At 52.7% G+C, this 12,317-nt stretch carries 6 protein-coding genes and 1 pseudogene; 4 read left to right on the top strand and 3 right to left on the bottom strand.

The genetic code is table 11. The annotated features are described in order from the left end of the window. Window positions 1–1,140: 1,140 nt before the first annotated feature. From FCN51_RS15890 to FCN51_RS15875, 4 genes are all read left to right on the top strand, one after another. Window positions 1,141–1,797, top strand: coding sequence for a recombinase family protein (locus FCN51_RS15890; RefSeq protein WP_310257829.1), 657 nt, complete (start codon window positions 1,141–1,143; stop codon window positions 1,795–1,797). A 573-nt stretch (window positions 1,798–2,370) separates the two neighbouring features. Continuing rightward, window positions 2,371–2,643: a hypothetical protein gene (locus tag FCN51_RS15885; RefSeq protein WP_003629145.1), complete on the top strand. Its 273-nt coding sequence runs from the start codon at window positions 2,371–2,373 to the stop codon at window positions 2,641–2,643. A 740-nt stretch (window positions 2,644–3,383) separates the two neighbouring features. Continuing rightward, the gene (locus tag FCN51_RS15880) at window positions 3,384–4,979 is read left to right on the top strand and encodes a hypothetical protein (protein WP_003628469.1); all 1,596 of its coding nucleotides are present in this window, start codon (window positions 3,384–3,386) and stop codon (window positions 4,977–4,979) included. A 69-nt stretch (window positions 4,980–5,048) separates the two neighbouring features. After that, window positions 5,049–6,419 (top strand): amino acid permease, encoded by a 1,371-nt coding sequence (locus tag FCN51_RS15875; RefSeq protein ID WP_004448887.1) that lies wholly within the window; start codon window positions 5,049–5,051, stop codon window positions 6,417–6,419. A 29-nt stretch (window positions 6,420–6,448) separates the two neighbouring features. Here FCN51_RS15875 and FCN51_RS15870 read toward each other — a convergent pair whose 3' ends face one another. The 3 genes and pseudogenes from FCN51_RS15870 to FCN51_RS15860 all read right to left on the bottom strand — a co-directional run bounded on the left by FCN51_RS15870 (window position 6,449) and on the right by FCN51_RS15860 (window position 11,885). Beyond that, window positions 6,449–7,180, bottom strand: coding sequence for a YoaK family protein (locus FCN51_RS15870; protein WP_160256326.1), 732 nt, complete (start codon window positions 7,178–7,180; stop codon window positions 6,449–6,451). 157 nt (window positions 7,181–7,337) lie between these two features. Further along, window positions 7,338–11,062: pseudogene (gene putA, locus FCN51_RS15865) on the bottom strand (bifunctional proline dehydrogenase/L-glutamate gamma-semialdehyde dehydrogenase PutA). Between the two features lie 109 nt (window positions 11,063–11,171). After that, on the bottom strand, window positions 11,172–11,885 hold the full coding sequence (locus tag FCN51_RS15860; RefSeq protein WP_003628465.1) for a GntR family transcriptional regulator: 714 nt from the start codon (window positions 11,883–11,885) through the stop codon (window positions 11,172–11,174). Window positions 11,886–12,317 lie beyond the last annotated feature (432 nt).

Raw genomic sequence — 12,317 nt, 5'->3', positions numbered from 1 at the left:
TTTCCTGCCTTCATGTTGTTTGAATTGGATTATGAAGCTCATGAGAAATGAGCCTTGTGAGTTATGATAGAGAGTGTCTGCCAGTGTCCTCAGCAGCAAACCTTCGGTGGTATCGCTGAGAGTCTTGGCAGGGTGTCTTGCTGGGTGTCTTTATGGATTAACACCAAATAGCATTATTTATGCTTCAGCATTATACCATCTTGCTGGGTGTCTTTATGGCTTCTTTAAGATGTCTTATAGTAGTCTTGGACCCTACGTTGAGGTTTTGAGAAACCTTCTAGTATATATCTACAACCTTATGAAATCTATCCGGCCCTCTTTATGGCCTCTATAATCATGCTTTTCATGGCTTGATTTTGCTTCAGCAATATGGGCTTTCAGGGCTCCTTTAAGATGTCTTATAGTAAGGATGGCACCTACGTTAAGGTTTTCACGTATCTTCTAGTATATATCTACAACCTTATGAAACCTTAAGCGAACGCATATTTGGCCTCTAAAACCCCTTCAAGACACAACTCACCGGGTAGTGGAGGAGGACCAACAGGCTTCCTTTTATCACCCTCAACAGGCTTTCCTTGAAGCAACTGGAAGCCTGCATCAGACAGCCTCAAGCCTGCCTCATCATAGATGGCCCACATGCTGGCCTTGTCAGCCCTTGGGCGACCACTTCTCATAGAGCCTCCATAGCATCTCCAAGATGATCTTACGCATCCCCTGCATGTTACCTGCGTGGCTCATGAACTCATCGTGGACAAAGAGGAAGTCTTGTATCCAACACCACCAGCATGGCAGGCTTTAATACCCCTTTTTGAAGTCACCATGAAACCGTGATTTGAAAACAAGGAACCTTCTTGGCCTCTTTCAAGTTTTTCTAAAAGCCTCATATATGCCCGCTGAGTGCGGTCTGCTTCTTGTCTGCTGTCATTCATGCAGGAATGTCTGCAAGGGCGCTGTGCGGGCTTCTATGAGCTTCTATGAGCCAGCAAGGCTGACAAGTCAGCAAGGCATGCCGTGCAGGAATCCCAGCGATTCCAAAGTGTGCATGGTTTCTTGTCTGCTTGGGTGTGTATCAATACCGCACAACCAACGTTGCAGATGATGAAACACAAGGAAGCCGTGATGCGGGACTTGCCAACCTTCGTGACATATCTCCGTGTCAGCACCCAGAGGCAGGGGCAATCTGGCCTTGGTCTGGAAGCTCAGAAGAAGGCTGTGCAGGATTATGCGGCTTCCTCTGGTGGCAAGGTGCTGGCTGAGTTTGTGGAAGTGGAAAGCGGCAAAAGGAATGACAGGCCACAGCTTACGCAGGCCATGCAGCGTTGTAGGCTGACAGGTGCCGTGCTGCTTATAGCCAAGCTCGACAGATTGAGCCGTGATGCTCATTTCCTGATTGGTTTGGAAAAGGCTGGGGTGGAGTTTGTGGCTGCTGACATGCCTCATGCAAACAGGCTGACGGTCGGCATCATGGCCTTGGTGGCACAGCAGGAGCGGGAAGCTATTTCAGCACGCACCAAAGCGGCCCTTGCAGCGGCAAAGGCTCGTGGCGTGAAGCTTGGGGGCTATCGTGGAGGCCCTGCACTCAATCCAGCGGAGGGCACACAAGCAGCCTCAGAAGCACGCAGGAAAGCAGCACAGGGCTTTGCTGAGCAGGTGGGGCCGATGGTGAAGGAATTGACCGGACAAGGTCTATCATTGCGCCAAGTGGCTGCAAAGCTCACAGAGCAGGGAATCAGGACGGCAAGAGGCGGGAAGGTCTGGACGGCAGCGGGTGTTTCTCGTGTGATGATGCGGATTTGATGCTTGTTATAACACTCTTCGGGCATGGGCTTCTGGTGAATTAGGCAAAGGAGAAGAAACGGCTCTCTTGCCGGGTCTGCTTTGCTCCGTTATGGCTGTCTCATTGATGGCAAAAAGGTGTGACCAACCTCACAACCGCACAGATACAGACTGAAAACGTTACAAGTCCTTGCTGATTTTTGGCAGTTTTCTGCGGGTTATATGAAGGTGGAGTTTTTCCAAGGATATTCCCTTCATCCGCTCCATTTCCTTAAAATTCAGAAATTTCAATTGGTTGTGATTGGCCTCTGCTGTTGGCGCTGTCAGTCTGCGTTACACGGCGGGCATTGCAGTTTTGCGGATGAAAAAGCATTCAATTCGCAAAATGCCTTCTCCACACAACATAAATTCTGCGCAGGGAACCCATTTGGGTTCCTTTTTTTATGGCGATATTGCAGCCCGGCATATGGGCGGGGCAGTGCGTGATGACTGCTTTTTAAAGAGCAGACATACGGAGAAAGCACAGTACTCGTGTTGAAAAAGAACAAATAAGAAATACATTCTGTTACAGTTTTGTTAAACGAGGAGAGAAAAATGAAAAAGACACTTTATATGTGTGTCGCAGTTCTTGGCCTCGGGTTTGTGCAGAGTGCTTCTGCCGCCACATGGGATGGTGGCGTTTCCAGACATGTTGAGGTCAAAAACCCGGATCAGCCCGATACCACTAAAGGCGGTGTATGGGATGGCGGGACAGACAGGAAGGTAAAGGTGGAAGATCCGGATACATCGGATACCACTAAAGGCGGTGTGTGGGACGGCGGCATATCTGAGCACGTGCCCGTAAAATACCCCAGCATGCCGCAGTAATGCGGGACGGCCCTGTTTTAATGTTGTTGTGATCGTTCACACAATATTGGAACAGGGCGCAGTTTTTTCGTTTAAAAAATATAGCGTTTGTGGCACGGAAACGCGCAGAGTATTTTCTGTGTTGCTGGTTTGGCGTTAAAAATAATCAGATATATATATATTTAAAGTATCATTTGAAATCATCATGAAATGTGTGATAATTTTGATATGTATAAAAGTATTAACATAAAAAATAATTATAAAATGAAAAATTTGTAGAAATACGTTCTGTTTTTTATTGGTAAGAAAATTAATTATACATACCGTGTATAAAATCAGAACCAACTAAAGGCGCACGCGCGCTTGCAGGCATGTACATTGTGCATGCCGCAAGATAATTTTTCATGAAATTATTGTTTCACATCCGATATGGTAAGCATTCTTTGTTTTGGAATACATAAAAGAAATACACAATACTCTTTTTATTATTTAACAATACATCTTGATTATACAAAATATAGAAGTAAAAAAGATTTGGAATTTTTTATTATAATCTCTTGAATATCATATATTGTTGTGTGATGATTATAAAAAGAGATGTGTATATGCAGTACATATCTGTCCCGTAACAGATTGCAACAAGGAGATCCTCTACACGTGGCATATCTGATGCAGGATATCATTTTTGTACAGAAACGGCTTTACCGCTTTTTTTGTGCGTGTGCGTCTGGGTTTCAACTTCATGCAGGCGCTGGCTGATTATGAGTAATTCCTTTGTCCGGCATGCGCGTTCTCATGCCACTTCAGTGTGTCGCGGGTCTCGCGGGTTTGTTAAGGCAAGCTGTTCTTTAGTCGCACTCGGTCTGGCGGCTTTTGCCGCACCAGAGGAGGTGCGGGCAGAACAAACGCTCGTTTCCATTAAGGGTATCACCCTTCAGGGTGCGCTGGATATTGGTGGGTCTGCTTTTTTCCTGCCCAATACCAACTTTGGCGCCGGCTCTTACGGCACCAAATCCTCTGGTGCTCTGGTGCGCCATAAAAACAGCACCTATGGCGAATTTTACGGCAAGCCCATGCTTATGGGGTCTTGGCAGACAGGCTGGGGCTTTACCGTTATTGGCAAGGCTTCTGCTATTGGCGCCACCACGCTGGGTGATGGTGATGCGGAGGAAGTTTCTCAAACATCGGGTACGCCGCGCTCCATTTATCTGGAAGAAGCCAATCTGGGCGTAGAAGTGCCGCTCAAGATGGCAGGCGGTCACCAGATTCTGACAGTGCAGGGCGGCAGACAGGCCTTTGCGGTGGATGATGGCTTTCTGATTGGTAAAGGCACCTACAGCGCGGGTGATAGAGGCGCATGGTGGTATGCCCCGCGATATGCGTTTTCTGGCCCCGGTGTGATCAAGCTGGAAGGTGATTCCGTGCGTGGGGATGTCTTTATGTTGGAAAGCAATTCCGACAATGACATTGACCGCGGATATGATCGCCCCAAAACCAAGTTTGTCGGGTTTGATGTCTCCTGGTTCAAAAACAAACCCGGTGGGCATGGTGGGTCTACATATGCAGATCGTGCGGCGTATGTAACGTTAACCTACTTCCATGTGCGTGATGCAGATGGGTCATCTCATTACGATTATTCTACACGTGCAGATCGTAACGGCATGAACGTAGCGGCCTTAAGCTGGGGTGGCACGTTGTTTCCCGTCAAGGCATTAGGGATTTCAAAGAACTTTACGTTCTATGGAAACTTTGTATCTGAACAGAACAGCCACGCAGGCAATGGCTACAAATCTGTAGAAGCCTACGGCATGTTTTTCGAACCCGGCTATACGTTCTCCATGCTGCCGTGGAAACCGCATCTGTTTTATCGGTACACGCGTTTTGGCGGCGGCAAGAATGCCGAAGGTTCGGTCAAGCGCAATTACGATACGTTCTTTTTGTATGATGGTAAGCGCTACACCTATGGCGGGTACTGGCCGGGTGAAATTGTGGGCATGTATCTGGCCCCGCTTTCTGATCTGGAAGTGCATCAGTTTGACCTAACAGGCACGCCGCCTGTGCACCTGTTCCGTAAAAAGGATGAGCTTAAGCTGGGTGTGCATTTTTACGATCTCTCCCTGCTGTATCCCTCCGGCATGGGGCTGAAGAACGTGGGCCGCCATGTTTCCAACGAAGTGGATTTTACGGCCGAATATATGCTGGACGAAACCACATCAGCCGCTGTTGCCGCAGGCACAGCCTTTAGTGGCCCGGCAGGGCGTGCGCTTTCTCGCGCAGGGGTACCAACGGGGTACCGCATGCACAATATCGGGCGGCATGCAGGCGTGCTGGAGGCCTATTTTTACAAGCATTTCTAACGAGAATTTCCCAAAACGTTTCGTTTTGGGGTAGAAACTTACAGGACAACAAGAATAAAGGATTTCCTGATGCCCGAACCGACGACCCTTCCTGCGGGAAAACCCGCAGACGGGCTGCGTAATCGCCACATAGCCATGATCGCTCTGGGCGGCACTATTGGGGCTGGTCTGTTTGTTGGCAGTGGCGCTGCCATTGCAGCAACGGGGCCTGCGGTTCTGCTGGCGTTTTTGCTGGTAGGATTTCTGGTTATCCTGGTTATGCGCATGCTGGGGGAAATGGTGGTGGCGGACCCCGGGCGCGGGTCCTTTGTAGAATACATTCGCGCCGCACATGGAGATAAGGTAGGCTTTACCGCAGGGTGGCTTTACTGGTTCTTCTGGGTGGTGGTGTTGGGAAGTGAGGCCATAGCCGGCGCCATTCTGTTGCAAGATTGGGTGCATCTGCCGGTTTGGCTGCTCTCTGTTGTGCTTATTCTTGTTCTTAAACTTATCAACTTTGCTGCCCCACGCGTTTTTGGTGAATGTGAATTCTGGCTTTCCGCCATTAAGGTTTTCAGCATTATCGCCTTTATTGCCATTTCCCTTTTGTATGCGGCGCATGTGTTTGGGCCAGGCGTTTCCGTAAAGGAAAATCTGCTAGGGCATGGCGGGCTTTTCCCGCACGGTGTTGTGGCGCTGCTTTCTATTATTCCCACCATTTTGTTCACCATGATGGGTTCAGAAATTGCCACAGTGGCCGCTGCTGAATCTCCAGAACCGGGTAAGAACGTGGCCCGCGTAACCCGCAGCCTTGGCCGCCGTATTACACTGTTTTACGTGGCCGCTGTGGGCATGATCCTGATTGTGGTGCCGTGGACAAACATTGTCGCCGGTAAGTCTCCTTTTGTGGCGGCTATGGATGTTATGGGTGTGCCCGGTGCCGGTTTGCTGATGCGCATTGTGGTGCTGAGCGCCATTCTGTCCTGCCTGAACTCCGCTATGTATATTACATCGCGCATTCTTACAGAGCTCGCGGCTCAGGGTGATGCTCCGGGCTTTCTGGCACGTAGCTCTGCTGCTGTTGTGCCGCGTAAGGCCATTATCGTCAGCAGCCTTGCGGGCACGTTGGTGGCTTTCTCATCCATTCTGGCACCGGGCACCATTTTTGCTTTCCTGCTAAGCTGTAGCGGTGGCGTTATCCTGCTGATCTACAGCCTGATTGTAACATCTTACATCGTTACGCGCCGTGCTGCGCGGCAGGCTGGCACAGAGGCAGAAAATTACACGCTGCCGCTTTTCCCGCTGTGCAATTACGTAACACTTGCTGGTGTGGTGCTGGTGTTTGTGGCCATGTTGCTCAACCCATCCGAACGGATGACAGCTCTGGCAACCATGGGCAGCTCGGTGGTGTGCTACCTTATGGCTGTTTACTTTGCCACCAATAACAAGAAAGCTGGCTGAGCTTTGTATTTACTGAGTATTCCCGTTGTTTAGGGAATACTCATTTTGTCCAGATGCAGGGCAAGAGGGTGGCGGCGCCAATGCAGTAGGCCACCCGCCGCAAAAACGGTAGCACCCGCAGCGGCAATACCAATTCCAACATTTTTATCAGAAACCAGAGTGCCAATAACGGCCCCCACAAACAGGCTGGCAATAGCGGCTAATCTGCGCCACGTGCCAGAGTTTGTGCCCCCAGCCACTGTGCTGTTATGGGCTAGCCCGTGCAGCACCATAGTGGCGGCAGGCAGCACCATATCTGGCAGTTTGGCATGGCGCGTGGCAGAAGTTTGCAGCCCCATGGCTAGCGAGAGCATGCCCAGCGTAATGTAAATGCCGCCTCTAAGCTGTGCGCACCACACAAATGCGGCCAGCCCCACAAGGCAGCCAACACCTAGCAGGATATCCCCCACCACAAGGCGCGTATGGCGTTCTCGCCGTACCAGGCGGCCACCAATAATGGCCCCCGTAAAGTAGCAGGCAATGGCCTCCAGGCCAGAAAGAACAATGGCCTGAGACGTGGCAATGTTAACAGCCATAAGAATAATGGTGGCTGTCATATACCCTGCAAAAATCTTGAGATGCAGTAGGGATATGGCATCCAGCATGCCCATTGCCATTGTAACCATCAGAATGGCAATAACCAGCTTGGCATCATGTCCCGTACGGGCTGTCATGATTTCTCCTCTAAAGAAAAAGAATGAAAAGAGAGGTTTTATGCGCATTTTTTAATAGAAGGATGCGCGTTATATCACCATCTCTGCTCACGAAAAGATGATCTCTGGTAAGATGAGCCATGCCCTACGCTGGAGGCACAACCGTACAAACAAAACCCCCGGCGCACAAAAACGCCGAGGGCTTGGTGTATTCAGAGTAAGCTGATTAGTTCAGCGTCATCAGGCTGGCATTGCCACCCGCTGCGGTGGTGTTGATGCTGCGGGACTGTTCTTCCAGCACCACTTCAACAGAAGGCAATGTTGCGCCCGTTACAAAGGCGGAAACAATGGGGCCATTGGCTTCTGCCAGTGTTCTGCGTGCACTGCGGAAGATGGCGTTATCATCTTCTCCCAGCAGAATAGAGCAGGGCAGGGCCGTTGCGCTGGCAACCGGGCGAATGGCCTGGCGCAGAATATCCGGCAGTCTGTCCAGCCATCCTGTCAGTTCTTCTTCTGCCAGCACCAGCGCGGTATTGCCGCCAGCCAGTGCCAGAGAGATCTGATCATACAGCCCGGCCAGCGTGATGGGCACACACAGCACGTTGCCGCGTGCGCTCAGGCGGTAGATGTTCTGCTCACCCACAGGGCCGGGAAGGGTGATTTCTCCGCCCACCAGCGGCAGGCGTGCAAGGTTGCCAGCAATCTGCGCGGCTTTGCTTTCACCCTTTTCACGCAGCCAGTCTGTCCACTGCGCCATTTCTGGCGTGGTGCGGCCACGCACAATCTGCGCCACGGCTGGGGCTTCGGATAGCAGACGGCGCAGAATAAGCGGGCCACCCGCCTTGGGGCCGGTGCCAGAAAGGCCGCGCCCACCAAAAGGCTGCACGCCCACAACCGCGCCAATGGTGTTGCGGTTGACGTAAAGATTGCCAGCCTCAACCTGAGAGAGCACGCTTTTGATTGTGGAATCCAACCGGGTGTGCAGGCCGAATGTTAGCCCGTAGCCGGTATCGTTAATTTCCAGCAGCAGTTCTTCCAGCTTGTCACGCTCAAAGCGCAAAACATGCAGCACGGGGCCAAACACTTCTGGCCCAATTTCCCGAATGTTCAGCACTTCAATCAGCGTGGGTGGCACGTAGCTGCCGTTGGCGCAGGCTTCTGGCACAGGCAGCGCCATAACCGGGGCTTTGCGGGCCTTAAAGGCGTTAACATGCGCGGTAATGTTGGCAGCAGCTTCCTCGGTAATCACCGGGCCCACATCGCAGGAAAGATGCGCGGGGTTGCCAATGCGCAGTTCACGCATGGCGCCACGCAGCATGGCCAGAACGTGGTCAGCACAATCTTCCTGCACGCACAGAACACGCAGGGCGGAACAGCGCTGGCCTGCACTATCAAAGGCAGAGGCCAGAACATCGGCCACAACCTGTTCTGCCAGTGCGGAGGAATCCACGATCATGGCGTTCTGGCCGCCGGTTTCGGCCACAAATGGCACGGGCTGGCCGGTGGCTGTACGCCGTTCCAGAAGCTGACGGTTGATAATCTGCGCTACGGTGGTGGAACCGGTGAACATCACGCCCATTACGCGTTCATCCGCCACGGCGGCGGCGCCTACGTCACCTTCACCAGTCAGCAGTTGCAGGGCTGCGGGGGGCACGCCTGCTTCTTGCAAAATGCCCACGGCCACGGCGGCAACAAGGGGTGTTTCCTCCGCCGGTTTGGCCAGCACAACGTTACCGGCAGCAAGGGCTGCGGCAATCTGGCCGATAAAGATGGCCAGCGGGAAGTTCCACGGGCTAATGCAGGTAACAATTCCCAGCGGCTTGTGGGTGGTGTTATCAAAATCCCGCCGGATGGTGGCGCCGTAATAGCGCAGGAAGTCTACAGCCTCACGCACTTCTGCTACGGCGTTGGGGAGGGATTTTCCCGCTTCACGCCCCAGAAGTGCCAGAAGATCATCTGTGCGTTCTTCCAGAATGTCAGAGGCTTTTTGCAGAATGTCTGCGCGTTCTGCCGGGCTGCGGTTGGCCCAGTCCTGCTGGCCTTTCTGCGCGGCATCCACCGCTTTTTCACAACATCTGGCGTGGCGTAGGAGACCTTGCCCACCACATCGCGCCGGTCTGCCGGGTTGGTAACGGGGCGGAAAGCGCCTTTCTTTTTCACGCCCACAACCATGGGGCTGGCTTCCCACGTTTGCGGGGCATCTTTAATGCCGGTTGCCAGTGCGGACAGAACCTTGTCATCCGCCAGATCCACCCCTGCGGAGTTGATGCGTTCTGGCGCAAACAGATCACGCGGGTTGCGGATTTCTGTGTGCGGTGCGCCGTAGGGTGTGTAACGGCGGGCCACATCAATGGGGTTTTCAATCAGGGATGAAAGCGGAATGGCGCTATCCCCAATCTGATTGACGAAGGAGGAATTGGCCCCGTTTTCCAAAAGGCGGCGCACAAGGTAGGCCAGCAGGGTTTCATGCGTGCCAACAGGTGCATAAATGCGGCATGGGCGGTTGAACTTGTCTGCCCCCACAACCTGTTTGTACAGCGATTCGCCCATGCCATGCAGGCACTGGAATTCGTAAGAGCCCAGCTTGAATTTTTCACCCGCCAGTGTGTAAATGGTGGAAAGCGTGCGGGCATTGTGCGTGGCAAATTGCGGGAAGATGACATCTCGTGCGTTCAGCAGTTTGCGGGCGCAGGCAATGTAGCTGATATCCGTGTGGCACTTGCGGGTATAAACGGGAAAATCCGCCATACCTTCAACCTGTGCTTTCTTGATTTCGCTATCCCAGTAAGCACCTTTTACCAAACGCACCATAATGCGGCGGTTGGTGCGGCGGGCCAGATCAATAATGTAATCCAGCACATAGGGGCAGCGCTTGCCGTAAGCCTGCACCACAAAGCCAATACCGTTCCAGCCTTCCAGCCCCGGTGTAGCGCACAGGGCTTCCAGAATATCTAAAGAGACATCCAGCCGTTCTGTTTCTTCCGCATCAATGTTCAGGCCGATATCGTATTTGCGGGCTAGCAGCGTAAGTTCCTGCACAACCGGCAGCAGTTCGCCCATCACGCGGTCATACTGCGCGCGGGCGTAGCGTGGGTGCAGGGCAGAAAGTTTGATGGAAATGCCGGGCCGGTCATACACATTGTTGCCGGTTGCGCTGCGGCCAATGGTGTTGATGGCGTTGATGTAATCCTGCCGGTAGCGTTCAGCATCATGCGCGGTAAACGCGGCCTCGCCCAGCATATCGTAGGAATAGGAAAAACCCACTGCTTCCAGTTTGGCGCTGTTCTTGCGGGCCTGATCAATGGTCTGGCCCAGCACAAACTGTTCGCCCATCAGGCGCATGGCGGCATCTACGGCCTTGCGGATAATGGGTTTGGATGTGCGTTCGGCAAAGTTGAGCAGAGAGCTGGCCAGCGTGCCTTCATCATGCTCGGTCACCAACTTGCCGGTAAGTGCCAGCCCCCATGCGGCGGCGTTGGCAAACAGGGGCTTGCCGCGCGCTACATGAGAAAGCCAGTTGCTTTCACCAATCTTGTCCTGAATCAGCGCATCGCGCGTGGCAACGTCTGGAATACGCAGCAGCGCTTCGGCCAGACACATCAGGGCCACGCCCTCGGTGGAGGAAAGCGAGAATTCCTGCACCAGTGTTTCCACCAGCCCCGGGCTGCGGCGCGCACGCAGGGCTTCGGCCAGTTTGGAAGCCATGCTGGCAACAGAGGTGTTTTCTGCCTCTGTTAATGTGGCATCTGGTGTCAGGGTTTCCACGCACTGGGCTTCGGGGCGGCGCATGGCTTCAATAATAGCCTGCCGAAGTGGGGTGCGGGATGCAAAATCAGGAGCGAACGTGTCTGTGGATGACATGGGCTTTTCATTCCGGATTGGTGAGCCAGAACCGGGCCTGCCATGTGTGCAGGTAGTTTTGGCTTCATAATGATTATTCCCTCCTGACATGATAATATATGATTTGCAACATAATATATTATCCAGAAATGCAGAGGTGTTCCGCTCTTTAAATCCGACCTGTAGCGCTGGGGTTTTTGTGAATTCCCGTGAGGGGAATTCAGGTGCCTGTTGCGGCGGTTTTTGCGGCTTTGCGGCTGCGGAACACATCTATGGAAATGGCAGCCGCTTCCAGAATATGCGCGCGTGTGAGTTTGGCGCACAAATCGGCATCGCGGTTGCGGCAAGCATCCAGAATCGCCTTGTGTTCCAGATCTGTAATATCCTTGCGGCCCTCTATCACCAGATGCCCACGGATATAGCGATCAAGCCGCACGTGCAGGTCTTCTATCATTTCAAGCAGGCGGGGGCTGCGGGCCGAGGCGTAAATGGAATTATGAAAAGCCCGGTTGAGCGCGCCAGAGCGGATACGGCCAGAAGGGCCATGCACACCTTCTACAAAGGCTTCATACGCATCTTCCACGCGGGCAAAATCAACACGTGTCATGTTGCGCACACCTTCTGCGGCGGCGCGTTCCTCTAAAATGGCACGGATCTGGGAGTATTCCAGAATATCCGACTCATTCATGCCAATCACCATTGCCCCTTTGTTGGGCATGAAGGTGACAAGTCCTTCGGCTTCCAGATGTTTCAGGGCTTCGCGTACAGGAATAATGCTTACACCAAACCCACTGGCCAGTTCAGATTGCGGCAAGGGTTGGCCGGGCTGAATCTGATCTTCCAGAATGGCGCGGCGCAGGGCATCGCATATGGCTTCAGAAGCGGTGCCGTGGCCTGTTATTTCTGTTTTTGCAAAAAGGCTGGCTGGCAGCATGCCTGGATATTCCCGCTTGTCGTTTCTTTTTCGATACAAGTTAACGTTGTACCCTGCTGGTTGGCTGGCTGTCCAATCTTCGGTGGAAGTTGGGCGTATATTTGGGTGAATGGTCTCACTTCGCCTATGCACTCACTAGATCGTGATCTGGCGTGAGGGCTGAAAGAAGCCGCCAATAGCACCTGCTGGGCACTTTGTTATAACATGCGCAGATCACTCAGGACTACCCGCTCATCCGGGGTAAGCGCAACAGCGAAGTTCACAAAAATCCGACTTTTCGTGTTGTGGTGGAATTGAGAAAAGTGAGGCAGATTCACCAATATTCGTATCTTTGCCATGCATAAGCGGGCAGGCGGCGCTTGCGGTGCTGGCGCTATATATAGGCAGGTGCGTAGGACACGTAACGTAAGTGCTGGATGAGGGGTTGCGGAA

This window comes from Acetobacter pasteurianus (assembly GCF_009914215.2).
In the GTDB taxonomy this organism is placed as follows: domain Bacteria; phylum Pseudomonadota; class Alphaproteobacteria; order Acetobacterales; family Acetobacteraceae; genus Acetobacter; species Acetobacter pasteurianus.
This window is presented reverse-complemented; position numbering and strand designations above follow the sequence as displayed.